The organism is Flavobacterium sp., assembly GCF_965262375.1.
Classification (GTDB): domain Bacteria; phylum Bacteroidota; class Bacteroidia; order Flavobacteriales; family Flavobacteriaceae; genus Flavobacterium.
This window is the reverse complement of record NZ_OZ253527.1, coordinates 2,569,825-2,595,771: the sequence shown is the minus strand read 5'-3', so window position 1 is coordinate 2,595,771 and position 25,947 is coordinate 2,569,825. Positions and strand designations below refer to the sequence as shown.

Genomic DNA, 25,947 nt, shown 5'->3' with positions numbered 1-25,947 from the left:
CTTTGAGTTAAAATGAAGTATAAAAAGTAAATTATAAAAAATCAATCTAACTCGAACCATTCTCTTTTAATAAGAGCTTTATAATTTTTATCAGTAAGATCTTCTCCTCTCCATTCTTCAACTAAATGAATATTTGGGTCACCTTTCCAAGTTGATTCTGGAGCATGTTCTAAGATTATTATTTGTGTTTGAAAATTTGTTATTTTCATAAAATTGGAACAAGTGTTAAAAATTAGTTTTGTATTTTCTATATCCTGAGATATTTTTTGTTTTTTCTTTTCATCTACATTATTGTCGGATTTTGGATATTCTTCTGGAAAATATACTTGACTTGGTTGATCCAAAACTAAAAAAGATGGGATGTAATTAGTTTTACCTTCATTTGGGAGTTTTAAAAAGTATTCATGTAAACCCAGCATTGTAGCTAAATGATAGCACATATGATTTGCACCACTTCCTATTTTGGATAAATAATTCTGAGTTTTGGTTTTTGTGTCCTCAATTAAAATACCAACACTTTTTTCAGGTTCAAGCCAAACCTTTCTGCTTTTTTTTGATTCAATTGGCAACATTTGGATATAATTATCAATTGTATCGCTTACTTTTTTTAAACATAAATTTTTATCAAATCTTTTTGCTAGAGTATTTAAGTTTTCACGCTTTTCATTCAAAATACGCTTTAGTTCAACAAGTTCAGTAATTAATTCTCCTGTTGGAGCTAAAGAATCTAAAGTCTTTAAAATATGCTCTATTTTTCCTGAAAATTCAAAAACATCTTGATACTTTTTATAATATTCTTTATTTTCATCGAGTAATATTTTGATATTAGAATTAACATTTTGTAGTGCTTTTTCTTTATTTATGACATCGTTTCTCAAAGAGAATTTTTCTTTTTCAAAACTGAATGACATTTTTTTTGATTCTTTAATAATTGTATGATTATTAATTTCACTTTGTTTCAATGATAGTAATTCCTCAATTGCTTTTTCAGATTTTGAATCACAAAATGGGCATATATCTGTTCCTTTTTGATTTAAAAACCAATCTATTGGTTTTAATCTTTTGTCAAGTTCTAAAACTACATCATTTAAATATTCATTTTTAGACCTGTCAAATTGTTCTATTTTTGATAAATCAACTTTTAATGAATCTAATTCTCTGCTAAGTTTAATTCTATCTTTATCTAATTCTTCTAATTTTTCTGTATATCTTAATGATGAGTTTTCTTTCAAAAAAGTGTTGTTTTTCACATTTTTTACAACATTTTTTAATTCATTTTTAATTTGCTCGACATTTGATGTTTCTATATTGATATCCGCATTTGTTAAGCCAAGAGTTATAGCTTTTGTATAATATTCATATATGTCTTTTTGCCAATTCTCATAAGCTCCTTTCAAGTCTTCAATTTTTTTATCTTTTTCTTTATACTCTCTTTCGAGAATATCTATATCCTTTTCTATAATTAACATATCATAAGACTTGTAACCAAGTACTAATGGAAATAAATTTTGAAGTCTTTTTAAATGAACAAATGTATCGGTATTATAAAAAATAGTTGTAGAATTTGCAATAATTCCTTGTGGCTGAAATTGAAAAGCCGTTGTATCTCTAAAGCTTGCGGGAGTGTCTAACGGATTGTTTTGAGTATCATCATTATCGCTAATGTTTTTGAATCCTGAAACAGTAGTTAGGTAATTTTTTAATGTTTCTCTATTTATTTTGTAATCATCTTTATCTTCAATCCATTCATTAGTTCTTAACGATTTATTTTCACCTTTTATACTGACATTATAATAATACATATTTTCCGAAGTACCAGTGTCTGATGTTGGACAATCTCTAGCAATAAATATTTTTTCGTCTTTTAGATTTATGAAAATTGCAAATTTATCTACTTTATTTCTTATTAAATCAATTGGAATATTACAATCTTTACTGCCAAGACAATAATCAATAATAGAAATTATTGCAGATTTTCCTCTTTGGCTATAACCAGTTATTACATTTACTTTATCCTCGTCAAAAATTATAAATCTAGGTTTATAACTTTTATTTTTTGGATAAAGCATTATTGATACTATTTTAAGTTTCATTAGAAATTTATATTTAATTCTATTTGAATATTTTTTTTATTTTTTTTAGCAAAGATTGAACCTAATCTATAAGCAGTTAATTGAATTTTTTTAATGCTATTTTCTGAGTTTAAATTTTCATTATGGAATTTAATTCTTTCAGTTTTAAATCCTGGCATTAGCTCAATAGTTTTATTATCCTTATTATATGATAATATTTTTTTGCTAAAAGCAAGATTAAGTCCGTTAAATGTTTGTTCTGCCATTTTTTGAGCTCTCTCTTGAAGTCCTAATGTAATACTATAGTCTTTTGAAAGAGCAGTGTAGAGTTGGTCAGAACTTTTAAAAATTTCCATAGCGTTGTTATTATACACTAATGGTAAAACAAAAAAGGTGTATTCTATTCTTGGAAACTGAACTTCCTCATTTCTTCCTTTCGAAACTTTATTATAGCCAAGTGTGAAGCTATGTAGCGCAAGGGCACTTATAGCAGAATTTTGAATTAAATCGAAAAGATTTTCGGTTTTCATTTGTTTTTGTATTTTGTTTCCCAATCAGGTCTCCAGCCTATTTCAGGTTTATTAGATAAATTCAAAAAGCATCCATTTTTTACATAAATACTTTCTGTTGTAAAACTAAATCCTTCTTTAAATTTTAATTCAATATTTTTCATTATTGAGTCATAAATTTCGATTGAGATTAAATTTTTTTCTTCCTCATTATATTCATCTAGTTCTTTTAAAACTTTTGAATCATATAAGTCTTGCCAATAATCTTTACATTTCTCAACAAATATTTCAAAATCATATTCAGTGTAATCACCTTTAATAATTATGTGTTTAATTTCTACATCTGAATAAATAAAGTCGTGGATAGCTTTTAGTATTATTCTTTCTTTAGAAGCGCTATTTCTTTTAATATCTTCTAATTGTCTAACAAACAATTCTTGTCTAGTATTTTTAATTATTCCATCATCAATAGTTCCAAGTAGTTTTTTTGTTCTAAATACGGCATTCATGATAGAAGAATTAGTTATAATATGATAATATTTATTGTCAAAATCATTTTTACTAAAATTTGCTATTTCTGCATTTAGCCACTTTGCTTTTGCGCTTAAACTTACCCAACCATAAAATTCATCATAAATTGAACCTTTAATTGCATCAGTATAATTATCAGAAGTTAGATGTAATTCAACGAAAAATTTTTCTTTTACGTTTTCACCATCTTCAATTTGAAGATTATTTTTAATTGTTTCAAAAGCAGATTGATTTGATAAAACAAATTCAATATATTCTATGGTTTTTTTTATACTAGTTCCTTTTTTTGCTGTTGTAAGCTTGGTCTTTTGTGCAGTTAACAAGTAGTTTAATATTATAATTACATTATTAAATGGTTCGTCTTTTATTTTGTATAGTAAAGAATCGTTTGGAATTTTCTTGTTAGTAGAACAAATAAATAAAGTATTGTTATTAAAAGTTTTATTATTTATTTTTTTTATCCATATTTCAAATGTTCTCCAAATGGCTTTACTCGTATCTTCGAATGTCGTTCCAGTAGTCAATATACTATGCTTCGCTTGAAATGTCATTAAAACAGATCCATTGGAATCATGAGCAGCAACATCATCTACATTTTCTATTGAAACAGAATCCAATCCATTTTGTAATCTTGAAAGAGTTAGTAACGCTTTTTCAAATTGATATATGTAGCCTGAAGCAGAACCTAATGCTAAATCTGACATCTTAAATTCTTTAGTAAATTAAATATTTTTAACATTTATCGCGCAAATACTTTTCGTACTCATTTCTATTGGTTTTCAACACAAATATAAAAGTATAATTTGAAGTATTTTAGTAAAAAAGAAGCCAAGTCAAATTTAGTATTGAGAGGACTTCTTTTTATTGTTTTTCTCATTGCGGTCTGCAGTTAAGTTAATTAACTATGTTGGAATTTAAATTTTGTTTATATAAGGTCGATTAAAGAATTGAATGTGCTTTTTTGCTCTTATATCATTTAAGTTTTGAAATTACCGTTTTAATTTAGTAATTTAATTCATTAAATTGTTTCTAAATTTTCCTTTTAAAAATGAACAATTCTTTTTACACCTCTAGTGATCGATGTGAAGCCTGAAATTGAATAAAGGAGCGCTTTGATATGAATTTCCTGTAGGCTAAGATGGTACTAAGGAATTATAGTAAAAAAGAAACGGGCATGCTAGGTTAGGATGCCCGTTTTGTATGTTTTTTCTTGTAATTTCTATGTAGAGTTAGCAGTGTGTCCTTTTTTGTTTGTAGGGCAAATAAGTTTAGCGTCTGAACTTGCCTTCGCGTCGATTTTGAATTTGTTCTAAAAGTTTTTGTTTAAATTCAATTTCGAGTTGACGTAACATCATGATTTTTTGATTGGGTATTACTCCTTGAAGATTTTTTGCTAATTGCTTTTTGGTGTTATGCAATTCTATTTCTAATTTTTCTTCTTGATCCATTAACGATTGTACTTCCTTGTCTGATAAAGAGGAAGCATTTTCTGGACGCAGTTGAAACATTAAATTTTGTTTCTGACGACGTAATTCGAAATGTTTGTCTTCAAATTGATTAAAAATGGGCCAGAATTTTTGTGCTTCTTCTGGGGTTAAATCAAGTCTATCGGAAATAAAAGCAATGCGTAAAGCTTTTATTTTTTCGATTTTTTCTTCTCTTCTTTGGCTGAAACTCAAAGTTGAAAGGACTAATAGTACTAGTGTAATTATTTTTTTCATCAGTTTAAATATTCGTTAATGTATTTTTCAGTATCAGCATCAGCTAGAGTTAGATCGGATTCTATTTTTTGGATATCTTCTTCGGTCAAATGATCAGCAAGCTCGTCGATAGTCAACTCGTTGTCATAAGCTAAATAGTCTTGAGCGCTAGGATTGTATTCACTTTGATTTGGCCAAAAATGGAGGATCCCCAAGCTAATAATGAATAATGCAGCGATACCCACCCAGAGTTGTTTTTTTCTCCAAAACGATTGCAACGGTATGGTTTTGGGAGGTAATTGCTCAATGCGATTCATTAATTTATGTTCAAAGGATTCAAAATAATCCTCAGGGATTTTAAATCCATTGGTTAGTTTTGAATCGTTTTGTAAATCTATATTTTTCATAATGCGTTTGTTAGTTTTGTTGCATCTACGATTTTTTATTTTATTGAAAATTCCATTTACCAGCTTTATTGCTTTGACAAAAATAAGAGCAAATGGTTTAATTGGAATTTAAATATTCTTCAATTTTTTTTACAGCGTGAAAATACGAAGCTTTTAATGCGCCTACAGAGGTTTTTAGAATTTCACTCATTTCTTCATATTTTAACTCCTCAAAATATTTCATTTTAAATACTTGTTGTTGTTTGTCAGGTAGTTTGGCTATAGCTATTTGTAATTTGAGTTGGATTTGATCTCCATCAAAATGTACATCAGCTTCTAGGTTTTTGATCATTTTATCTTTGAGTTCCTCATTGCTAATATTATTTTTTTTGGCTTTTGAATTTAAAAATGTGATAGCTTCGTTAGTTGCAATTCTATACATCCAAGAATACAGCTTGCTTTCTCCTTTAAAATTATTGATGTTTTGAAAAACTTTAATAAAAGTATTTTGCAGTACATCGTCAGTGTCATCATGATCTAAAACCATGTTTCGAATATGATGGTATAAGGGGCGTTGGTATTCTTGTATGAGTTTTCTAAACGCTTCATTTTGCGTTTTAGGATTTAGTAGCTCATCGATTAATTTTTTTTCGTCTTGCAATTTTAGGTTGGTTTTATAGGTTAGACTAAAGATATTTAAAATGGTTTAATGAGGAATATCTTTTTTTTAGTTTATATCTTTGTGCTACACAACTAAATAATATGATAAAGACCATAATTTTTGATATGGATGGGGTTATTGTTGATACAGAACCTGTTCATAAGTATGCTTATTTTCAGCATTTCAATGAATTAGAAATTGAAGTTTCGGAGGCAATGTATGCTACTTTTACTGGAAATTCGACTAGAAATGTGTTTCAAAAACTTAAAGCTCACTTCGATTTAGACCATGAAGTAGAAGATTTGATATTACGAAAAAGACATTTGTTTAATGAAGCATTTGATACGAAACCTGATTTAGAATTAATTGAAGGGGTGTTTGAATTTATTCAACAATTACATGCCCATGGCTATCAGTTAATTTTGGCTTCATCGGCTTCGAAGAGTACTATAAATAGGGTGTTCACACGTTTTAATTTAGACCCGTATTTTAGCCATAAAATCAGCGGTGAAGATTTTCCGAAATCTAAGCCTGATCCTGCAATTTTTTTGCATGCGGCTTCATTAAGTGTAGGGGATAAGGCAAGTTGTATTGTGATTGAAGATAGTACTAATGGCGTTGAAGCGGCTAAATCAGCAGGGATATATTGTGTTGGTTATAATAGTTTGAATTCGAAACATCAAGATTTAGGAAAGGCTGATCGTGTGATAGCTTATTTTAATGAAATTGATATTCGAAATATTTGTGGATAATTGATAACGCCGGTTTGAAAAGACTTGGCGTTTTTTATTTGTGAAGTGAAGCAACAAAAAAAGCCCAATAATGGGCTTTAATGTGATCCAATCAGGATTCGAACCTGAGACCTACTGCTTAGAAGGCAGTTGCTCTATCCAGCTGAGCTATTGGACCTTTTTGTTTTTGTCGGGGTGGCAGGATTCGAACCTGCGACCTCCTGGTCCCAAACCAGGCGCGATGACCGGGCTACGCTACACCCCGAAAACTTAGTCAAAAAAAAGCGGAGAGACAGGGATTCGAACCCTGGCATCGGTTACCCGATGACAGATTAGCAATCTGCTCCGTTACCACTCCGGCACCTCTCCTTTATTTTGTTAGAACTTGTTGCTGTTTTGCGGTTGCAAAGATATAATAAGTTTGTGTTTTTACAAGCCTATTTTGAAAGTTTTTTTACTTTTTTTAATATCTATTTTTTAAACGATTGAAAATTAGTGTGTTTTGTGTTTTTTTTGAAATGAATACTATTTAAGATTTGTTAGGAAATAGAAATTTAAATAAAAATCGAGGACTAATTTTAGATTTAGGCCTCGATTTTAATCGTTTTACTTCTTCAAATGCGTATCAAAATAGTCAGCAATTTTAGCATACATGTGTATTCTATCTTTACCGCTTACATTATGTTCGTGGTTTGGATATAAGAAATAATCTACCTGCTTACCAGCTTTAATACATGCTTCAATAAAATTCATACTATGTTGTTGCACCACCACTGGGTCTTGTGCTCCGTGGATAACTAATAAGCGACCTTTTAAGTTTTTGGCTTTATCTAGTAAAGAAGTTTTAGCATAACCTTCAGGATTTTCTTGTGGGGTGTCCATATAACGCTCACCGTACATGATTTCGTAGTATTTCCAGTCAATTACTGGGCCACCAGCAACGCCCACTTTAAACGTATCAGCCTGATTTGTCATTAAAGTCGTGGTCATAAAACCTCCAAAACTCCAACCAAAAACACCAATTTTATCTTGGTCAACAAAAGCTTTTGATTTTAAAAATTCAACACCTTTTATTTGGTCGGCCATTTCATTAATGCCCAATTGTCTATGATTCACATCACAGAATTTTTTTCCTCGGGCATCACTACCACGGTTGTCTAAGGTGAAAACAACATAACCATTTTGCGCCATATAGTAATCAAAATAACCACCACCGCCTAACCATTTGTTGGTGACCAATTGTGCGTGCGAACCTCCGTACACATACACCATTACGGGGTATTTTTTAGTGGCATCAAAATTTGCTGGATAAATGATTCTTCCGTTTAAAGGGGTTTTACCGTCCGCTGAAGTAATGGTTACGAATTCCATTTTTGGCATATCAATTTTACCTGTAAATGGGTTGTCAGCTTTAAGTAAAGTGGTCGCTTTTTTTGTTTTGATATCCACTACAGCAATTTCATTAGGGGTTGTCGTGTTACTGTATTGGTCTAAAACAAGCGAGCCATCTGAAGAAACACTTGCATTGTGAGTACCACTAATTTGAGTTAATGGTGTGGTTTTTCCAGATTTTAAATCAACTTGGTACAATTGACGGTCTAATCCGTTGTTTGAAGTTCCTATGTAATTAATTTTAGTAGCTTTAGCATCAAAACCAAGTAAGTCTTTTACAACAACATCGTTATACCCTAAGTTTTTTAATAATTTACCTTCAGTATTATATAAATACATTTGGTTAAATCCATTAAAATCGGTTTGGTAAATAAATTGCGTTGGATTATTCGGTACAAAGGTCAATGCATGCTGTGGTTCTACCCAAGTGGATGCTTTTTCTTCAAACAATGTTTTTACAAAAGCTCCAGTTTGTGCATCGTATTTGTTGAATTTTAAGTGATTTTGTTCTCTATTTAAAATTCCAATAAAAATATGTTTCCCTGTGGGTTCCCAAGAAACCATTGTTAAGTATTGCTCTTTTGTTTCGCCGGTTTGAATAGTAACCTTTTTACCTGAAGCAATATCAAAAATCACCAGTGTTACTTGCTCACTAGTCATGCCTGCCATAGGATATTTGATGTCTTTGTTTACCGCTTCGCGCTCGTTCCAGTTCGTCAATGGGTAATTGGCTACCATAGTTTCGTCCTTGCGGTAATAGGCTAATTGTGTACCTGTTTCATTCCACCACATCCCACGGTCGATACCAAATTCTTGACGGTGTACATAATCAGAACCATTAACGATGGCTTTATCCGAGTCGTTGGTAACCTCGATAACAGTTCTAGTAGCTGTGGTGATTTTGATGTTGTTTTCGTGTAACCAAGCTACATTCCCATTAGACGCAAAACGGGCTTGCTCGCCTTCAGTCGCATATGAAAGTACTTTGGTTATCTGCTTTGAAGTAACATCATAGGTTATTTTATAATTGTTTTTCTTTCCAGTTAGTAAGGTTTGAAAACTAGTAGCGTTTACCCATTCGATAGCTGTTGGGAAAGTACGAAGTGTAATTTCATCGTTTGAAATTTTAGTTTTTAAAGCCGATTCTAATTCTGTTTTAGTGGCTAAAACCGTTTCTTTCCATTGGGATGTAGCATTTTTTTCTACTAAACTATTGAAATCTGAACTTAAATAGCTGATGGCTTTAGTGTCTTTGCGCCATTGTTGCGCGACTTGTGTGCTAGGTGCGTATTTTCGAGGTCCCATAACGGTTTCCTCTATCGTTAACTTTTGTGCAAAGGCCATGCTTCCCAGCAAAAGCAAACTGAAAGTGTATTTTTTCATTTTAGATTGGTTTTTTAATATAAAATCGTTCAAAAATAAGAATACTTAATTAGTTTAAGTGTTAAAGAAAAGTTTTAGTTTTTTTTTCGGTAAATCGGCATTTAGTGATATTTTTACCGAAAATTTACAAAACGATGGATGCTATAGATAAAAAATTATTGAAGTTATTGCAATTAGATAGTAAGCAAACCACGAAGGAGCTTTCGGGTAAACTGAATCTATCGGTAACGGCTGTGTATGAGCGAATCAAAAAACTGGAAAAAGACGGAACGATAAAAAAATATGTAGCTTTAGTAGATAGAAAAAAAGTAAATAAGAATTATGTGGTTTTCTGTCATATTAAGTTGGTGCAACATAACCATGAGTTCATAGCCGATTTTGAACAAGCAGTTTTGCAACTGAATGAAGTATTAGAATGTTACCATGTAAGTGGAGATTATGATTATATACTTAAAATCTGTGTGGCAGACATGGAGGAATACCGTGAATTTATGGTTACTAAATTAACTTCTATCAAACATATTGGTAGTACGCATTCTTCATTTATGATAGGAGAGGTGAAGAGTACCACAGTGTATGATGTTTAAAAAAATATAAAAATCTTCTGATAATTAAGCAGATTAATCATTTATAAATTGTTAATTTTGCTAGCTGATTTTTAAAACAACAAAATAAAGAAATATGAGTTCATTTGACGTAGTTGTAATCGGTTCAGGTCCTGGAGGATACGTATCAGCAATTCGTTGTGCGCAATTAGGAATGAAAACGGCTATTATCGAAAAATATGCCACCCTTGGAGGTACTTGTTTGAATGTAGGATGTATTCCTTCTAAAGCTTTGTTAGCTTCTTCTCATCATTATGAAGAATTACAACATTTTGCTGACCACGGTATTGAAGTGGCTGGTGAGGTAAAAGTAAACCTTCAAAAAATGATTGACCGTAAGCAAACGGTAGTTGACCAAACTTGTGGTGGGGTTAAATTTTTGATGGACAAAAACAACATCGCTGTGTATCAAGGGGTTGGTTCATTTGAAAATGCAACTACTTTAAATGTTACAAAAGAAGACGGTTCGGTGGAGCAAATCGAAGCGAAACATACCATTATTGCTACAGGTTCTAAACCATCGTCCTTGCCTTTTATCCAAATCGATAAAGAAAGAGTAATTACTTCTACAGAAGCTTTAAAATTAAGCGAAGTGCCTCAACACATGATTATCATTGGTGGTGGTGTTATCGGTTTAGAATTAGGGCAAGTATACTTACGTTTAGGTGCAAAAGTATCGGTAGTTGAATTCATGGACCGCATTATTCCAGGGATGGACGGTGCTTTGTCAAAAGAATTGACTAAAGTGTTGAAAAAACAAGGCATGAAATTCTACACTTCCCATAAAGTAAAAGAAGTAAATCGCAACGGAAACGTAGTTATCGTAAAAGCAGATGATGCTAAAGGTAACGAAGTGGTACTAGAAGGAGATTACGCTTTAGTTGCAGTAGGTCGTCGTCCGTACACCGATGGGTTAAATGCTGAAAAAGCGGGTGTAAAATTAACCGAAAGAGGACAAGTTGAAGTAAATGATCATTTACAAACAACAGCGTCTAACATTTATGCGATTGGTGATGTGGTACGTGGAGCCATGTTGGCACATAAAGCAGAAGAAGAAGGGGTAATGGTTGCTGAATATTTAGCAGGTCAGAAACCACATATTGATTACAATTTAATTCCAGGAGTGGTTTACACTTGGCCAGAAGTTGCTGCAGTGGGTAAAACGGAAGAGCAATTGAAGGCAGAAGGTAGAAACTATAAAGTGGGTAACTTCCCATTCAAAGCCTTAGGTCGTGCTCGTGCAAGTGCAGATACTGATGGTTTTGTAAAAATTATTGCAGATGCTTCTACTGATGAAGTATTAGGGGTACACATGATTGGTGCACGCTCAGCGGATTTAATTGCTGAAGCTGTAACAGCTATGGAATTCCGTGCAAGTGCAGAAGATATTTCACGTATGAGTCATGCGCATCCAACTTTTGCTGAAGCGATTAAAGAAGCCGCTTTAGATGCTACGGGTAAAAGAGCGTTGCATATTTAATATGAAAATAGTATTTTTTTAAAGCTGTTCTAATTTTAGAACGGCTTTTTTTATTAATCTAAATTGTAAATTATGGCTTCGTTAAAACAAATCATTCACAATCAATATTTACAAATACTGCAAGATAAAATAGATGTATTTCAGGATATGATTTCTGATTTAACAGATGACTCCTTGAATGATGCTAAAGGGTCAGCGGGGGATAAGCATGAAACAGGTTTATCAATGATGCATTTGGAACAAGAAAAATTAACAACAAAACTTCGTGAAGCAATCGAGCAGAAAGTTTTTTTAGAGAAAATTAATCCCGACCAGATTCATTCTAAAGTTAATTTAGGAAGTCTAGTTACTACTAATAAAATGATCGTATATTTAAGTTGTGCGCTTCCCAAATTAACGATTGATGAGCAAAACTATTTTGGAATCTCAACCAATTCCCCTTTGGGAGAACAGCTGATGGGACAAAGTGTGGGGCATGATTTTCAATTGAATGGTGTTTCGTACCAAATTATAGCCGTGGATTGAAAATGTAACTTTATCAAATAAAAACAAATATATAAAGTGTTATATATTTGTAAAAAACAATTTACAAAATGAAATACTTTACACGATTTTTTGCTTTAACACTTGCAATGCAAATAAATAGTTTTGCACAAAAGCAAAAAGCAGATATGCTAGTCACAAATGCTACAATTTATACTGTAAATAAAGATTTTTCAAAAGCAGAGGCAATGGCTATAAAAGCAGGTAAAATTATAGGTATTGGTTCTACAGTTGACATTCAAAAAAAATTTCAAGCATCCAAAATAATAAATGGTCAAGGCAAATTTGTTTACCCAGGTTTCTATGATGCACATGCTCATTTTTACAGTTATGGGCTTAATCTTCAAAAAGTAAATTTGCGTGGAACTAAAAGTTTTCAGGAAGTCTTAGACCGATTGGTTAAATTTCAAAAAGAGAAAAATCTAGATTTTATTACAGGACGTGGTTGGGATCAAAACGATTGGAAAGAGAAGGAGTTTCCAACAAAAGATGAATTGGATAAGCTTTTTCCAGAAATTCCGGTAGTTCTAACACGCATTGATGGTCACGCACTTTTAGCCAATAGTAAAGCCTTAGCTTTGGCAAAAATAACACCTGCTACTAAGGTCGAAGGTGGTGAAATTCAACAAAAAAATGGGCAATTAACAGGAATAGTAGTGGATAATCCTATGGATTTAGTATACAACATCATTCCGAAACCTAATGTTCAAATTCAAGCACAAGCGCTTAAAGATGCTGAAAAAGTAATGTTTGATTACGGTTTGACTACTATCAATGAAGCAGGATTAGAAAAAGAGATAATTAATTTGATTGATACTTTACAGCAGCGTAAACAGTTAAAAATTAATATTTATGCTATGGTTGCTGCCACTCAAGATAATATAGATTTGTATACTCAGTTGGGGCCATATAAGACTGATTGTTTAAATGTGCGATCGTTTAAATTTATGGGCGATGGTGCTTTAGGTTCACGTGGCGCTTGCTTACATCAGCCTTATAGTGATCGTCCTGAGCATAAAGGAGCGCTTTTGTCATCAGTTACCGATATAAAACGCATAGCAAAACAAATTGCTGATTCTGAATATCAAATGAATTCGCATGCTATTGGCGATTCTACAAATACGGTACTATTAAATATTTATAGAGAAGTTTTAAAGGATAAACCCAACCGTCGATGGAAAATTGAACACGCTCAAGTAATGCGTGAACAAGATTTTGATAGTTTTAGTTCTAATATCATTCCATCAGTGCAACCTACTCATGCGACATCCGATATGTATTGGGCTGAACAACGACTTGGCAAAGAGCGTATTAAGCATTCGTATGCCTATAAAAAAATGGTTGATAAAGCGGGTTTAATTGCTTTAGGAACCGATTTTCCAATTGAAGAAGTTAATCCGATGCTTACTTTTTATGCCTCAGTGGCTCGCAAAGATTTGAAAAATTTTCCTGAAAATGGATTTCAAATAGATAATGCCTTAAGTAGAGAAGAAACTTTAAAGGGGATGACTATTTGGGCAGCTTATTCAAATTTTGAAGAAAATGAAAAAGGAAGTCTTGAGTTAGGTAAATGGGCTGATTTTACCCTTTTTGACAATGATTTGATGACGGAAGATATAGATGCAATCCCTTATGTAAAACCTGTAAATACCTATATTAAAGGAGAGCAGGTTAAATAAAAATCAGGATAAAATTGGAATTTTATTTATTCGGTTTGTAGGAAAATAGTTATTTTTTTAAAGCGTAGAAAAAATTCTATTTCCATTGTTTATAGGGGTTTAAGTTTGTTTTTCAGATTGTTAACAAAATTTTAGCTGATTAAATAGAAAAAAGAGCTTATCTTTGCCGAGTTAAATTTTCTGACGATGATAGAATTTTATTACAAAAGTATTAGCATTCTTAGTTAGAAAGAAAATTTTATTTATGACAAAAAAACAAATATTCTATTTTGGATTATTTGCCTCAATCGTTCTTTTAAGTTCAGGTTTTAGACCTTTCAAAATGGAAATGTATCCGTGGTTGTATGCTTTTGAAAAGCGTGGCGTGTATACCGTACCATTAGAAGTTGAAGTAGGTCAGAAGTTCTTTGATGTGCCTTTTACAGGAAAAACATTTGTGGGATTTACACAAAGTTTAGCTGTTAGAGAGTCACAAGGAAAATACAACAAAGTAAATTCTTTGGGGTATTTAGGGAAATATCAATTCGGAGCAGAAACATTAGAAACGCTAGGGATTAGTGATGAAGAGCAATTCTTGCACAGTAAAAAATTACAAGAAAAAGCTTTTTTAGCTAATTTAGCTCGTAACAAATGGGAGCTACGAAAAGAAATTGCTAATTATTCAGGTGAAACCGTACGTGGAATTACCATAACGGAATCAGGAATTTTAGCGGCCGCACATTTAGGCGGTGTAGGTTCTGTAAAGCGTTTTTTACGTACTAACGGGAATCGTAGATTTAGAGATGGTTATGGAACATCGATAACCGAATATCTTAGAGAATTTGCAGGGTATGATACAAGTTGTATTGAACCCAATAAAAAAGCAAAAGCTGTACATTATACTTATTGATGGGTATAATATTTTTTAGGAAGCTAAATAGGCTAAAATAATAAAAAGAGTATTGATCATTTTCAATACTCTTTTTTATTTGGCAATCATTGAAATTTCTTTGGAGGTTAAATTTAGCTATGGGATGCCCGATGCTTTGAAAGCCATGCAATAAAATAGGAACTGCCCGAGAGGGCAGTTTTTTGTGGGTTTATTTTTGGATAATAATAGTATAATATCATTTAAGTTTTGAAATTACCTTTTTAATTTAGTCATTTAATTCATTAAATTGTCTCTAAATTTTCTTAATTCATTAATGTTTTTAAAGATGTTTTTTGCTTGCAGTAAATTTAAAGTTAAAACAGTATAACAATTGGGTTTAAGCATAAAAAAAACACCAACATTTCTGTTAGTGTTTTTATAAAAGCTAAAAAGTGACTGAAAATTACTCCTCCAGTAACACCTCCAATATCGTAATCGCCGCATCGCTAATTTTAGTCCCAGGACCAAAAACCGCTACAGCACCTGCCTCAAATAAGAATTCATAATCCTGTGCAGGAATTACTCCACCCACAATGACCATAATATCTTCGCGACCGTATTTTTTCAATTCCTCAATTACCTGAGGTACTAAGGTTTTGTGTCCTGCTGCTAAAGAAGAAACGCCTAAAATGTGTACATCGTTTTCTACCGCTTGTTTAGCAGCTTCTTGCGGGGTTTGAAATAGTGGTCCAATGTCCACGTCAAAACCTACATCGGCGTAACCTGTGGCGACTACTTTAGCGCCACGGTCGTGTCCGTCCTGACCCATTTTGGCAATCATAATACGCGGTCGACGTCCTTCTTGTTTGGCAAAGGCATCTGCGAGTTGACGAGCTTTTTCAAAGCTTTCGTCATTTTTTATTTCTTTACTATACACCCCACTAAAACTTCTAATTTGTGCTTTGTATCTTCCAAAAACGCTTTCTAAAGCATCACTTATCTCTCCTAAAGTCGCTCGGTTACGTGCAGCGGCTACGGCTAAATCTAATAAGTTGCCGTTTCCTGTTTGTGCACACTCCGTCAGTTTGGCTAAACAGTCAGCTACTTTTGCAGCATCGCGAGTCGCTTTTATTTGTTCCAAACGTTCAATTTGTTGTTTACGAACGGTTTGGTTATCGACCTCTAAAATATGTAATGGGTCTTCTTTTTCCAGTCGGTATTTATTAACCCCCACAATAATGTCTTGTCCGCTATCAATACGCGCTTGTTTGCGTGCTGCTGCTTCTTCAATGCGAAGTTTCGGGATTCCTGCTTCAATAGCTTTGGTCATGCCACCTAGTGCTTCCACTTCCTCAATCAAAGCCCACGCTTTTTCAGCGATTTCTGCCGTTAGACTTTCTACGTAGTAACTTCCCGCCCAAGGGTCTACCGTTTTGCAAATTTTGGTTTCTTCTTGCAAGTAAATTTGGGTATTACGGGCAATACGTGCCGAGAAATCGGTAGGTAACGCAATGGCTTCGTCTAAGGCGTTGGTATGTAACGATTGGGTGCCGCCAAAGGCAGCCGCAGCTGCTTCAATAGCGGTACGCGCCACATTGTTAAAAGGGTCTTGCTCGGTTAAACTCCAGCCTGAGGTTTGACAGTGGGTACGTAAGGCTAGCGATTTTTCGTCTTTAGGTTCAAATTGTTTTAAGAGTTTTGCCCATAGCATACGACCAGCACGCATTTTGGCAATTTCCATAAAATGGTTCATCCCAATGGCCCAGAAAAACGAAAGGCGAGGGGCAAACTCATCTATATTCATTCCTGCGGCTAAACCCGTGCGGATGTATTCTAAACCATCAGCTAAAGTATAAGCTAATTCAATATCTGCGGTAGCTCCCGCTTCTTGCATATGGTAGCCTGAAATAGAAATTGAATTGAACTTTGGCATATTTTTACTGGTATAGTCAAAAATATCGGCAATGATTTTCATCGAAGGGGTAGGTGGGTAAATGTAAGTATTACGCACCATAAATTCTTTTAAAATATCATTCTGAATCGTTCCTGAAAGTAAATTAGGCGCTACGCCTTGTTCTTCGGCTGCCACGATGTAAAACGCCATAATAGGTAATACGGCGCCATTCATGGTCATAGAAACCGACATTTCGCCCAATGGAATTTGGTCGAAAAGGACTTTCATGTCTTCTACGGAGTCAATGGCTACACCAGCTTTTCCTACATCTCCCACTACGCGCTCATGGTCTGAATCGTAGCCGCGATGCGTCGCCAAGTCAAATGCTACAGATAAACCTTTTTGTCCAGCGGCTAAGTTTCTTCTGTAAAAAGCATTACTTTCTTCGGCAGTGGAAAATCCTGCGTATTGACGAATGGTCCATGGACGACGAACGTACATGGTTGCATAAGGCCCCCGTAAGTTGGGGGCAAAACCTGCTCCAAAACCCAGGTGTTCTAATCCTTCTATATCCGATGGGGCATAGGAAGGTTTTACCGCTATGCCTTCGGCAGTGGTAAAGTCTTGTGCTGCGTTTAACGTTTCTTGTTTAACGTCTTTGGATTGCTCCAAAGTTAAATGTTGTATGTTTTTTCTCATGAATTTTTCTTTAGTAATTCTTCAAATTCATTTACTGTTGGGATATTTTTTTCTAATTGTTTTGGTAATATTTCTGTAAATGTATATTCACTCACGCCTATTGGTTTGTTGATGTCTTTTAAAGCGTATTCTACTTCAATCCCATTTTTGCCATTGCATAGCAAAATACCAATGCTAGGATTGTCATTTTCTGATTTTAATAAATCATCAACCGCAGACAGATAAAAGTTTAGTTTTCCTGTAAATTCAGGTTCGAAAGAAACTGCTTTTAATTCTATAATGATATAACACTTTAAGGTTATATGATAGAAAAGTAAATCCAATGCATAGGATTTGTTTCCAATTTCAATAGGATATTGTCTTCCTATATATGCAAAACCTTTACCTAATTCTAATAAAAATTTTGTTATATGATTAGTTAATGATTTTTCAATTTCTAATTCATGAACTTGCGGTTCTAAAGTGAGGAAGTCAAAATTATAAGGGTCTTTTAAAAGCTGGGTGGCTAAAAATGCTTGTTTTACTTCAAGTGTTTTATCGAAATTAGTTATCGCTTTACCTTGTCTTTCAAAAAGATTTTGTTTTAGTTGTAATGCTAAAATTGCTCGGCTCCAGTTATTTGAACTGGTTTCCTTTATGTAAAAGGATGCTTCTTCAATCGTTTTTGTTTTTTCTAAAATTAACACATGATGCCCCCAAGGGATGGTGCATAATTCGTTTAATCCAACGGCTTGTTGGATTGGTGTATTTGATGAATTTAGTCCAACAGCTTGTTGGATTGAAGCGTTAGCGTAAAAAAGATAAAATTTTCTAATGTTGAATAAATTGCTTCTAGAAAAACCAGATAGGTCAGGAAAAATACTCTTTATATCTTTTGAAAGTTGTTCTATATAATTATTTCTTGTTTCAAATAAATTTTGGTTTTCAATAATCATTTTTCCGATATTCCAGTATAAAAGAATGAGTTCTTTATTTACAGATATCATGGCTTTTTGTTGAGAATTAAGAATTTGATTCTTGATTTCAACAATTAAATCTTGATATTTTGAGAGATTCGGTGACAATTATTAAGTTTATAAATAATTTAAAAAGAGATTTTAAAAACAATTATTCTACAATTTTAAAAATATAATTGCGATAGATTAAGGTTTTATGCTTGTTGTTGACTAATGCACCCGTTAAAGCGGTAGCTGTACCACCTAAAAACAAAGAAAATGCATTTCCATTCTCGGCTAAACCAGCTACTCCAGAACTTACTATTAATCCTGACCCCACTCCAAATAAAATGTTCTTTAGTTTACGTCCTCCTTTTGGGTAGTTTTTAATACTAGCTAAATTATTTAAAATTATTTCCTGACCGTTTACAGCAATAGTTTCTGAATTTTTTAGAGTCAATTCACCGGTGTATTTTAATCGGTTTAAGGTGGTTATTTTTACACGATTCCCTTCTAATAACGTAATGGTTTGACCGTTTTGCTTGTTAGTTGCTTCAAATTTTTTTTGAGACCACATACAAATGCAATTCAAAATAAAGAGTATGGTTATGGCTTTTTTCATTTGTTTAAGTTTTATAGTAACGGTTGCTAGTTTTAATTGTCAATAGAACGATAATGAATTATTCTTCTGTGGCTAAACGTTCTTGTTCTAATTTTTCAGCTAATCGACGTTCAATTATTGGAGTAATTAATGTTTTACGAGGATTTTGCTTAATAAAAGGATACAATTCTAAGTCATTTTTCATACGGTCATTTTTATTAGGGTATTTGTTTGTACCTAATAATACTTCTTTACCCGTATCAAATAATTCTTGTTCTTTGTCGGCACTTTCTTTTATTTTACGTTGGATGGTGCCTTCGATCAATTGAGTGATAAGCCCACCATTATTTTCAATATCTTTGAATAATGCCAAAGCTTTGTCAGCTAACTGCTGGGTCAATTCTTCAATATAATAAGCACCGTCAGAAGGATTGTTTACTTTATCAAAATAACTTTCATGTTTTAATACTAACAATTGGTTTCTGGCAATTCGATCGCCAAATTCATTGTCTTTGTGATATATTGTATCGTAGGCAAGATTCGCCACTGCATTTGCTCCACCTAAAACTGCACTCATACATTCAGTTGTGGTACGAAGCATGTTTACATTATAATCGTAAAGCGTTTTGTTACGTTTAGTCGGGGTTGCAACAATATGACAATCAAAAGTGTGGTTATACTCTTTAGCTAAAAGATTAAAAAGTATACGAAGAGCTCTTAATTTTGCGATTTCAAAGAAATAATTACTTCCAATAGCAACATTAATGGTAATAGGAGAGGAAATAGTAGTAATTCTATTGAAGTATTCATTGGCGTGTGCTAAGGTATAAGCGAGCTGTTGTACCATGTTAGCCCCAGCATTTTGATAAATCTCAGCATTAATACGTAAGGTAGGCTTGATTTGATTGAGCAATTTGAAATCATTTTCTAAATTGTTAAACCAATTCCCATCCTTTGTGAGTTGACCAATAGGATCTGTTTCGATTATAGTAGTAGGTCTTACTTTATTTATTTTTTTGATGAATTCATCGTTCAAAAAAGTAGGATTTACATATACTTGAATCTCTTCAGGAATAGAAAGTAAAAGTTTTTCTATGTCCGTTGTTTCGTTTTCAATCGTAAATCGCAAACTTTCGGCACCACGACCTATTGTTTCTAAGGCTCTTTTAATAGATTTATCTAAATCGTGAACGAATATGTTTTGAACAATTACAAAAGAATTGAATTGCGGATTAAGTTTGTAAGGAACAACTGTTTCATCACAGTGATAAAAAGGTTTCACTTTAATACCTTCAGGGCTCTCCCAAACTAAAGTTTCATTATAATCGGCGCCTTTTAACTCGAATTGAATTTGTTGCTTCCATTGTTTGGTTGCAACATTATTGAATTCACTGAATAATGTTTCTTTCATGTTGTTTTAAACAAACTATTTTAAAAAATGAAGAGTAAATTGTTTTTTTGACAAATTTAACAAAATAACACTTAGTTCAATGATTGTTTGTTTAAAATGATTTTCCGAATATAGAAAAAGGAGATAGCTTTTGACTATCTCCTTTTAAACCTTGAGGGTTATGATTACCAAACGATTTTTTTAGTTTCAAAATCACCATTAGTATAAGTAACTTTTGCTATAATTACCCCATTAGTTTTTTGTACTGGGGTTGAAATTGATTTGCTAGACAATGAATTTTTATACATAAGGGTTTTTCCCTGTACATCTGAAATCAATAACTCAGCAATTTCTCGGGTAGATTGAAGTGTTAATTCCTCTCCATTTGTAGAAATTGTTAATTGATCCTTAATTTCCATTGGTTTTCTTTCAATTTCGGTATGTAAAGACACACTTTGAGAAACTAATTCTAAAATGTATTGATTGGTGTTTAATTTTGAAAAATCAATAGTAATTTCTTGATTTTTATCAAAAGCATTTGAGAAAACTAAGTTTTTTTGAGTATCAAAAATATTGATATGTATTGCTTCATTTTCTATTCCTCTTTTGTTAATTAGCCAAGATCCTTCCTTGGCTTCCGAAATTAATTCAGAAGGATTTACCTTTGTTGAATTTTCTTTTGCAAAAGCAATCTTATAAATTTGATTGTCATGCTTTAGTTCAACAATATAGGCTCCTTCTTTTAATTCTTCAAGGTTTTTGGTCACTATTTTACGACTCTTAGCGTTATTATCGAATCCTGAAATAGAAGTAATTTCAATATCTACATTTTTGTTAGTAGAAGCAATATTTGGGTGTAATTGTGATTTATTGAATGCTAAAGCAGGTTCTTGAGTGCTCGTTTTGCTATTAATCATAGCTGTCCAATTGAATAAACCTCCTTCACGATGCCAGTTGAATTTTGCTAATGAAGCAATCAACCAAGGAAAAACGCCCACAGAGTGACTAAAAGGACCTAAGTTAGTCGCATTAATTTTGTATTTCGACAAATCATGCCAAGGATAATAGCCTCTTTGTACTTTTTCGGTTTTAAGAGCATTTTGATAAGGTATTTCCTGATCAGAAGTGGTATAGGACATCGTTGTAGGTGTAGTGTTATGAAAATCATACACATTACTTTGAATCAAGAAGTCACGGAGTCTGTTGTTAGGGCTTGTTGCGTAAACTAAATAATCATTTTTAAACAACGATTTCCATTTTACAGGTCCCCAATCTAAGCCTCCCTCTTCATCAATTACATGCTTTTTGTAGGTTTCTTGAAATTCTGGTGCAATAATTTCGGTAAAACTATTTTCATATTGTTTGTATCCTATATTCTGTGCACCATTAATTATATAAGCAATAAAAGCTGAAGAAGGATAGTCCTCAATTTTTAATAAATAATCTTCATAAGTAGTTTGTGAAAGATCATAGGGACCAGCACCTGCGTATACTTGTTTGAAATTAAAGCGTTTGTACTTTTCTGTGTTATATTTTAAGACAGACATGGTTGCATGACCTCCTTGCGAATATCCAGAAAGGAAATACTCATTGTATCTTTTTACACCTTTTTCGTTAAGAAATTTGTCAGCAGCCGTAAGCATATCTAAGCTAGCTGAAGCTTCAGTTTTTGCATCAGCATAAGGGTGTACTCCTGGCGAATCACCCAGACCTAAATAATCTGGCGACACAACATAGTAACCGTTTAAGGCATAAAGCATGTCTAAAATAAACCCACCTTCTCTGGTGCTTTTTAAGTTTGAAGGTACATTTTCTCTTTTATCGGCTGTTGGGTGTTCAAGTAAAACCGTTGATAGCGCATAATTTACTTTAGGAAACATAACGAGTCCGTGTGCTTTTACTAATTTGTCATTATGATCTGTTGTCCAATAAGTCAATTTGTAACCTTCTAAATCTTTTACTAGATATTGGAAAAAATCAGCAACATTATTAGGTAGATTGATTTTTCCAAAACCAGCCATACGTTGTAAAACTTGACTAGCGGAATCGTCCATTTTTTTTTCTGCACTAATTAAATCGCCAGGTTGTTGAGCGAAAGTTGTTAGTGAGAATAATACTAAAGGGGCAAATAATTTTTTTCTCATAAGTAGTTAATGTTTAATAATTTGTAAATTAAATTTAATAAAAATTTAACACAAAATTTATATTGTAGAAAAATAACTACAAATTTTTATACTAACCAGTGTAATTAGCTTGAATACTTAAAAAAGTTTGCAAAAAATTGAGGTAGTACAGCAAGGGAAAACGGTATGTTTTTTTGCTCAGTTTTTTGGAATATAATTGAACTATGATACAGCAATTAATAGCATTAAACTAAAAATGTATAAGGGTAAAAAGTCAAGTTGTAAAATGTAGAATTTCGTGATATTTTTTATGTCATCCCAAAAAACAATCGTACTGATTATTAATCTTGAAGTTAGAGGTGTTATTGGTTTGATGGGATTTTTTTAAAAAGTAATATGAAATTTGTTTTTTTCTTGATAATATCTTAAAACTTCAATATTTGTGAGGTGCGTATAGAGAGCTTATGTAAATTTTAGTTGCTTTGTATCTGTTCTCTTTATAAAAGTAAAATTTAAAGTTAGAAAGGATTGAGAGGGGAGGGGGCTTCCAGGTATAAAAATTTAGAAGTAACAGGCTTGTATAAATTACCTGTTTTAGAGTTTTATAAATATAGAAAGGCAGTAAAAACCGCCTTTCTATTTCATCTTTTCTTTAAAAAAGTAGAAATCATTATCAGATTTGTGTTTTTTGAAAAAGTAAGTTTTATACACAGTTATGTTGTGTAAGTTGACTTTTCAATACAAATGTGTTGATTGTTTATTTCTATAAATTATTATTTAACTAAACCTCTTGAAATTACGATTCTTTGAATTTCTGAAGTTCCTTCATAAATTTGAGTGATTTTTGCATCACGCATCATACGCTCTACATGGTATTCGCTCACGTATCCGTTACCTCCATGAATTTGAACAGCTTCAACAGTAACGTTCATTGCGGTTTCAGACGCAAATAATTTAGCCATAGCTCCTGAATGAGAAATGTCTTGTCCTGCATCTTTTTCACAAGCAGCTTTAAAACATAACATTCTTGCTGCTGTAATTTGAGTAGCCATATCAGCTAATTTAAATGCAATTGCCTGATGCTGGAAAATAGGTTTTTTGAAAGCTACACGCTCCTGAGAGTATTTTAAAGCTAACTCATATGCTCCAGAAGCAATACCTAAAGCCTGTGATGCAATACCGATGCGGCCACCGTTTAATACTGCCATGGCAAAGTTGAATCCGAAACCATCTTCACCAATTCGATTTGCTTTAGGGACTTTTACGTCTGAGAACATCAATGAGTGTGTGTCAGAACCACGGATACCCATTTTTTTCTCTTTAGGTCCTACGGAAAAACCTTCCCAGCCCTTCTCTACAATAAATGCATTGATCCCTTTGTGTCCTTTTTCAACATCAGTTTGTGCAATAACAATATAGGTTGAGGCTGTACCACCATTAGTAATCCAGTTTTTAGTACCATTTAACAAATAATAGTCTCCCATATCGATGGCAGTAGTTTTCTGAGAAGTAGCATCAGATCCAGCTTCTGGCTCTGATAAACAGAATGCACCAATAACTTCACCTTTAGCAAGAGGTACTAAATATTTCATTTTTTGCTCTTCGCTTGCGTACTTTTCTAATCCAGCACAAACTAAAGAGTTGTTTACTGACATAACAACCGCAGCCGAAGCATCAACTTTAGCTATTTCTTCCATAGCTAAAACATAAGATACGCTATCTAAACCAGCACCTCCGTATTTCGGGTCAACCATCATACCTAGGAATCCTAGTTCTGCCATTTTTTTTACTTGTTCAGTAGGAAATATTGAGTGTTCATCTCTTTCTATAACACCTGGTAATAATTCTGTTTGAGCAAAATCTTTTGCTGCTTGTTGAATCATCAAATGTTCTTCGCTTAAATTAAAGTTCATTGATCTTGTGTTTTGGTTATTTTTTTAAAGTTTTCAAATATAGTCATTTCTATACACTTGTCAATATGTTTGCTTATTTTTGGAGCAAGTTATAATAAGCTTTGAACTTGATTTTAATAGGTAGTTTAGAATTAAATGGAAAAATATAATGTTGTAGGGGTTATGTCAGGAACTTCATTAGATGGAGTAGATCTAGCTCATGTGAGTTTTGAAATTGAAAATGGAAAATGGAATTTTCAAATTTTAGAAGCAGAAACAGTTCCCTATTCAAAAGATTGGGTACAACGATTGAAGGAGGCTGTCCATTGGAAAAGCCATGATTTAGAAATATTAAATGAAGAGTACACCCAATTGTTAGCTTCAATAATAAAACAATTTTTAAATAAATATGAATTATTCAAAATTGATGCAGTATGCTCACATGGTCATACAATTTTGCATCAGCCACATAATGGATTGACTTTACAAATTGGCAATTTGCCTCAAATAGCTCCTTTGATTGGGCAAACTGTAATTTGTGATTTCAGAGTTCAAGATGTAGCAAATGGTGGTCAAGGTGCTCCTTTAGTGCCTATAGGAGATCAAATTTTATTTTCAGAATATGATTTTTGTTTAAATTTAGGAGGATTTTCTAATATATCTTTTGAGGATAAGGGGCAAAGAATTGCTTTTGATATCTCACCGGTAAATACAGTTTTGAATCATTATGCTCAAAAGTTAGGGTTTGCATATGATGATTCGGGAGCATTGGCTAAAAGCGGTGTTTTGCATAACGAATTATTTGATGCTCTTAATGGTTTGGATTTTTATTCGCTCGATTTTCCTAAATCATTAGGTGTCGAATTTGTTAATTCAAGCATCTTACCATTAATTGAAAAATTTGAGTTGTCTGATTCAAAAATCATTTTAAGGACTTTTGTAGAGCATATAGCATTTCAGATATGTCAAATTTTAAAAAATAAAAAAGGGAAATTATTAGTTACAGGCGGAGGTGCTTATAACACTTTTTTGATCGAAAGAATAGTAGCTTTGTTACCTAATATTGAAGTCGTTTTACTTGATCGAAAAACCATTGAGTTTAAAGAAGCTTTAATTTTTGCCTTATTAGGTGTCTTAAAAATGCGTAATGAGATAAATGTATTGAGTAGTGTAACAGGAGCAAAAGAGGATCATTCCTCTGGAAAGGTGTATTTTTTAAATAAAAGTTAAATTTTTGTGATTTTAATTTTGGAATAATTTTTGAAATTGTATTTTTGTTATTCCCAAAAATATTAAAATCATGAAATTAAAGACTTTATCTATCGTAATGTTATTGTCCACTGTTTTTGCTTTTGGACAAACTCAGTTTGAAACAGATGGTGTAATTGTACCTAGAACAATTCAAGTTAATGGTGCTAAAAAAATTCAGTTGAATGGATTCGGTACCCGTACAAAAGCTTGGGTGGATGTTTATGTTCAAGCTTTATATTTAACGGTCCTTTCTCAGGATCCTGAATTTATCATGGAAAGCGAAACTGATATGGCTATTCGTATAGAAGTGTTATCTAAGCTAGTAACTTCTAGAAAATTAACGAACGCTATGGAAAAAGGTTTCGAAAAATCTTGTGGTGATAATTTGAGCGCAATGATGCCTAAAATTATTCAGTTTAAAGCATTGTTAGCAGATGAAATTGTAAAAGGAGATGTTTATATTTTATCTTACAATCCTAACGAATCAGCAGTGTTTGTTTATAAAAATGATAAACTGAAAGGGAAAATTGAAGGGAAAGACTTCAAAAAGGCTTTGTTTGGAATTTGGTTATCCGATAAACCAGCAGATGAAGATTTAAAAATGGATCTTTTAGGGAAAAGCTAATTTTATAAAGTAAAC

At 32.7% G+C, this 25,947-nt stretch carries 21 protein-coding genes and 3 tRNA genes; 8 read left to right on the top strand and 16 right to left on the bottom strand.

Annotated features, from left to right (window positions below; all coding sequences use genetic code 11):
• Window positions 1-41 precede the first annotated feature (41 nt).
• The 6 genes from ACQY29_RS11875 to ACQY29_RS11850 all read right to left on the bottom strand — a co-directional run bounded on the left by ACQY29_RS11875 (window position 42) and on the right by ACQY29_RS11850 (window position 5,859).
• Window positions 42-2,093 (bottom strand): DUF3732 domain-containing protein, encoded by a 2,052-nt coding sequence (locus ACQY29_RS11875; RefSeq protein ID WP_428225395.1) that lies wholly within the window; start codon window positions 2,091-2,093, stop codon window positions 42-44.
• Window positions 2,093-2,602, bottom strand: coding sequence for a three component ABC system middle component (locus ACQY29_RS11870; RefSeq protein WP_428225394.1), 510 nt, complete (start codon window positions 2,600-2,602; stop codon window positions 2,093-2,095). Before ACQY29_RS11870 ends, ACQY29_RS11875 begins: the two co-directional genes overlap by 1 nt.
• Window positions 2,599-3,816 (bottom strand): ABC-three component system protein, encoded by a 1,218-nt coding sequence (locus tag ACQY29_RS11865; protein ID WP_428225393.1) that lies wholly within the window; start codon window positions 3,814-3,816, stop codon window positions 2,599-2,601. The genes ACQY29_RS11870 and ACQY29_RS11865 overlap by 4 nt, the downstream gene beginning before the upstream one ends.
• Window positions 3,817-4,380: 564 nt before the next feature.
• Window positions 4,381-4,833, bottom strand: coding sequence for a sensor of ECF-type sigma factor (locus ACQY29_RS11860; protein WP_428225392.1), 453 nt, complete (start codon window positions 4,831-4,833; stop codon window positions 4,381-4,383).
• Entirely contained in the window at window positions 4,833-5,219 is a 387-nt protein-coding gene (locus ACQY29_RS11855) for a hypothetical protein (RefSeq protein WP_428225391.1), read from the bottom strand. The genes ACQY29_RS11860 and ACQY29_RS11855 overlap by 1 nt, the downstream gene beginning before the upstream one ends.
• Window positions 5,220-5,316: 97 nt before the next feature.
• Entirely contained in the window at window positions 5,317-5,859 is a 543-nt protein-coding gene (locus ACQY29_RS11850; RefSeq protein WP_428225390.1) for an RNA polymerase sigma factor, read from the bottom strand.
• Window positions 5,860-5,960: 101 nt separating this feature from the next.
• Here ACQY29_RS11850 and ACQY29_RS11845 point away from each other — a divergent pair, with 101 nt between their 5' ends.
• The gene (locus ACQY29_RS11845) at window positions 5,961-6,611 is read left to right on the top strand and encodes an HAD family hydrolase (RefSeq protein WP_428225388.1); all 651 of its coding nucleotides are present in this window, start codon (window positions 5,961-5,963) and stop codon (window positions 6,609-6,611) included.
• A gap of 83 nt (window positions 6,612-6,694) precedes the next feature.
• Here the strand turns inward: ACQY29_RS11845 and ACQY29_RS11840 are convergent.
• From ACQY29_RS11840 to ACQY29_RS11825, 4 genes are all read right to left on the bottom strand, one after another.
• Window positions 6,695-6,768 (bottom strand) — tRNA-Arg (locus ACQY29_RS11840).
• Between the two features lie 12 nt (window positions 6,769-6,780).
• Window positions 6,781-6,855, bottom strand: a tRNA-Pro gene (locus ACQY29_RS11835).
• A 20-nt stretch (window positions 6,856-6,875) separates the two neighbouring features.
• Window positions 6,876-6,959: transfer RNA gene (locus ACQY29_RS11830), tRNA-Ser, on the bottom strand.
• A gap of 237 nt (window positions 6,960-7,196) precedes the next feature.
• Window positions 7,197-9,365 carry a DPP IV N-terminal domain-containing protein gene (locus ACQY29_RS11825; protein ID WP_428225387.1) on the bottom strand — a complete coding sequence of 723 codons (2,169 nt, stop codon included), beginning with the start codon at window positions 9,363-9,365 and terminating at the stop codon, window positions 7,197-7,199.
• A 134-nt stretch (window positions 9,366-9,499) separates the two neighbouring features.
• Here ACQY29_RS11825 and ACQY29_RS11820 point away from each other — a divergent pair, with 134 nt between their 5' ends.
• From ACQY29_RS11820 to ACQY29_RS11800, 5 genes are all read left to right on the top strand, one after another.
• Entirely contained in the window at window positions 9,500-9,952 is a 453-nt protein-coding gene (locus ACQY29_RS11820) for an Lrp/AsnC family transcriptional regulator (protein ID WP_428225386.1), read from the top strand.
• A gap of 94 nt (window positions 9,953-10,046) precedes the next feature.
• Window positions 10,047-11,450 (top strand): dihydrolipoyl dehydrogenase, encoded by a 1,404-nt coding sequence (gene lpdA / locus ACQY29_RS11815; protein WP_428225385.1) that lies wholly within the window; start codon window positions 10,047-10,049, stop codon window positions 11,448-11,450.
• A gap of 72 nt (window positions 11,451-11,522) precedes the next feature.
• Complete coding sequence (locus tag ACQY29_RS11810; protein ID WP_428225384.1) at window positions 11,523-11,975, top strand: hypothetical protein; 453 nt, start codon at window positions 11,523-11,525, stop codon at window positions 11,973-11,975.
• Between the two features lie 68 nt (window positions 11,976-12,043).
• The gene (locus ACQY29_RS11805; protein ID WP_428225383.1) at window positions 12,044-13,672 is read left to right on the top strand and encodes an amidohydrolase; all 1,629 of its coding nucleotides are present in this window, start codon (window positions 12,044-12,046) and stop codon (window positions 13,670-13,672) included.
• A 244-nt stretch (window positions 13,673-13,916) separates the two neighbouring features.
• Entirely contained in the window at window positions 13,917-14,561 is a 645-nt protein-coding gene (locus ACQY29_RS11800) for a peptidoglycan-binding protein LysM (RefSeq protein WP_428225382.1), read from the top strand.
• 424 nt (window positions 14,562-14,985) lie between these two features.
• On the opposite strand, the gene scpA is transcribed toward ACQY29_RS11800, so the two are convergent.
• The 6 genes from scpA to ACQY29_RS11770 all read right to left on the bottom strand — a co-directional run bounded on the left by scpA (window position 14,986) and on the right by ACQY29_RS11770 (window position 24,077).
• Entirely contained in the window at window positions 14,986-17,115 is a 2,130-nt protein-coding gene (gene scpA, locus ACQY29_RS11795; protein ID WP_428225381.1) for a methylmalonyl-CoA mutase, read from the bottom strand.
• Complete coding sequence (locus ACQY29_RS11790) at window positions 17,112-18,179, bottom strand: PDDEXK nuclease domain-containing protein (protein ID WP_428225380.1); 1,068 nt, start codon at window positions 18,177-18,179, stop codon at window positions 17,112-17,114. The genes scpA and ACQY29_RS11790 overlap by 4 nt, the downstream gene beginning before the upstream one ends.
• 43 nt (window positions 18,180-18,222) lie before the next feature.
• Window positions 18,223-18,672 (bottom strand): hypothetical protein, encoded by a 450-nt coding sequence (locus ACQY29_RS11785; protein WP_428225379.1) that lies wholly within the window; start codon window positions 18,670-18,672, stop codon window positions 18,223-18,225.
• Window positions 18,673-18,730: 58 nt separating this feature from the next.
• On the bottom strand, window positions 18,731-20,062 hold the full coding sequence (locus ACQY29_RS11780; RefSeq protein WP_428225378.1) for a methylmalonyl-CoA mutase subunit beta: 1,332 nt from the start codon (window positions 20,060-20,062) through the stop codon (window positions 18,731-18,733).
• Window positions 20,063-20,226: 164 nt separating this feature from the next.
• Window positions 20,227-22,185, bottom strand: a complete 1,959-nt coding sequence (locus ACQY29_RS11775) for a lipase family protein (RefSeq protein ID WP_428225377.1) — start codon at window positions 22,183-22,185, stop codon at window positions 20,227-20,229.
• A gap of 752 nt (window positions 22,186-22,937) precedes the next feature.
• Complete coding sequence (locus tag ACQY29_RS11770; RefSeq protein ID WP_428225376.1) at window positions 22,938-24,077, bottom strand: acyl-CoA dehydrogenase; 1,140 nt, start codon at window positions 24,075-24,077, stop codon at window positions 22,938-22,940.
• A 135-nt stretch (window positions 24,078-24,212) separates the two neighbouring features.
• Here ACQY29_RS11770 and ACQY29_RS11765 point away from each other — a divergent pair, with 135 nt between their 5' ends.
• Window positions 24,213-25,286, top strand: coding sequence for an anhydro-N-acetylmuramic acid kinase (locus tag ACQY29_RS11765; protein WP_428225375.1), 1,074 nt, complete (start codon window positions 24,213-24,215; stop codon window positions 25,284-25,286).
• Between the two features lie 70 nt (window positions 25,287-25,356).
• On the top strand, window positions 25,357-25,932 hold the full coding sequence (locus ACQY29_RS11760) for a chalcone isomerase family protein (RefSeq protein ID WP_428225374.1): 576 nt from the start codon (window positions 25,357-25,359) through the stop codon (window positions 25,930-25,932).
• Window positions 25,933-25,947: the final 15 nt, after the last annotated feature.

What these genes read in the sequence shown, in the direction of transcription:
- ACQY29_RS11770 (WP_428225376.1), bottom strand. Translation starts at nt 24,077, where the DNA reads ATGAACTTTAATTTAAGCGAAGAACATTTGATGATTCAACAAGCAGCA.
- scpA (WP_428225381.1), bottom strand. Translation starts at nt 17,115, where the DNA reads ATGAGAAAAAACATACAACATTTAACTTTGGAGCAATCCAAAGACGTT.
- ACQY29_RS11865 (WP_428225393.1), bottom strand. Translation starts at nt 3,816, where the DNA reads ATGTCAGATTTAGCATTAGGTTCTGCTTCAGGCTACATATATCAATTT.
- ACQY29_RS11785 (WP_428225379.1), bottom strand. Translation starts at nt 18,672, where the DNA reads ATGAAAAAAGCCATAACCATACTCTTTATTTTGAATTGCATTTGTATG.
- lpdA (WP_428225385.1), top strand. Translation starts at nt 10,047, where the DNA reads ATGAGTTCATTTGACGTAGTTGTAATCGGTTCAGGTCCTGGAGGATAC.
- ACQY29_RS11825 (WP_428225387.1), bottom strand. Translation starts at nt 9,365, where the DNA reads ATGAAAAAATACACTTTCAGTTTGCTTTTGCTGGGAAGCATGGCCTTT.
- ACQY29_RS11805 (WP_428225383.1), top strand. Translation starts at nt 12,044, where the DNA reads ATGAAATACTTTACACGATTTTTTGCTTTAACACTTGCAATGCAAATA.
- ACQY29_RS11875 (WP_428225395.1), bottom strand. Translation starts at nt 2,093, where the DNA reads ATGAAACTTAAAATAGTATCAATAATGCTTTATCCAAAAAATAAAAGT.
- ACQY29_RS11765 (WP_428225375.1), top strand. Translation starts at nt 24,213, where the DNA reads ATGGAAAAATATAATGTTGTAGGGGTTATGTCAGGAACTTCATTAGAT.
- ACQY29_RS11810 (WP_428225384.1), top strand. Translation starts at nt 11,523, where the DNA reads ATGGCTTCGTTAAAACAAATCATTCACAATCAATATTTACAAATACTG.
- ACQY29_RS11860 (WP_428225392.1), bottom strand. Translation starts at nt 4,833, where the DNA reads ATGAAAAAAATAATTACACTAGTACTATTAGTCCTTTCAACTTTGAGT.
- ACQY29_RS11820 (WP_428225386.1), top strand. Translation starts at nt 9,500, where the DNA reads ATGGATGCTATAGATAAAAAATTATTGAAGTTATTGCAATTAGATAGT.
- ACQY29_RS11855 (WP_428225391.1), bottom strand. Translation starts at nt 5,219, where the DNA reads ATGAAAAATATAGATTTACAAAACGATTCAAAACTAACCAATGGATTT.
- ACQY29_RS11870 (WP_428225394.1), bottom strand. Translation starts at nt 2,602, where the DNA reads ATGAAAACCGAAAATCTTTTCGATTTAATTCAAAATTCTGCTATAAGT.
- ACQY29_RS11800 (WP_428225382.1), top strand. Translation starts at nt 13,917, where the DNA reads ATGACAAAAAAACAAATATTCTATTTTGGATTATTTGCCTCAATCGTT.
- ACQY29_RS11775 (WP_428225377.1), bottom strand. Translation starts at nt 22,185, where the DNA reads ATGAGAAAAAAATTATTTGCCCCTTTAGTATTATTCTCACTAACAACT.
- ACQY29_RS11780 (WP_428225378.1), bottom strand. Translation starts at nt 20,062, where the DNA reads ATGAAAGAAACATTATTCAGTGAATTCAATAATGTTGCAACCAAACAA.
- ACQY29_RS11760 (WP_428225374.1), top strand. Translation starts at nt 25,357, where the DNA reads ATGAAATTAAAGACTTTATCTATCGTAATGTTATTGTCCACTGTTTTT.
- ACQY29_RS11845 (WP_428225388.1), top strand. Translation starts at nt 5,961, where the DNA reads ATGATAAAGACCATAATTTTTGATATGGATGGGGTTATTGTTGATACA.